Below are 285 nucleotides of genomic sequence, written 5' to 3'. Positions count from 1 at the left end.
GTACTAGCTTTGCATTTGTTTTTTTTAGTGAAATGTTTAAGTTACCAGTAGCTAAGAAAGCTATTATAACTATAGCAGTTATTAATTTTAAGTCAGTCGATAACATTCCTAAACTCATTGCAAAGTAGATAGTGAATTGGTATATAAAAGAACCAACAATTATTGCAGTAGTATCTTTGATAAAAGTAAATTTCTTAAATAGTGTAATACCAATTATGATAGAAGCAATTCCAAGAACCAAAGTTCCTATACCCATATTTACATCTGAGAATCCTAAGAACTGAG

1 pseudogene is annotated in these 285 nt (G+C 28.8%); it reads right to left on the bottom strand.

Annotated elements, in window-relative coordinates:
• Positions 1-285, bottom strand: a pseudogene (locus KGF42_RS19450) (ABC transporter permease); the annotation flags it as partial.

This window comes from Clostridioides sp. ZZV15-6383 (genome assembly GCF_020657735.1).
Classification (GTDB): Bacteria; Bacillota; Clostridia; order Peptostreptococcales; family Peptostreptococcaceae; genus Clostridioides; species Clostridioides difficile_D.
Note: the sequence above shows the minus strand (reverse complement) of the source record. Positions and strands in the feature narration are given on the sequence as shown.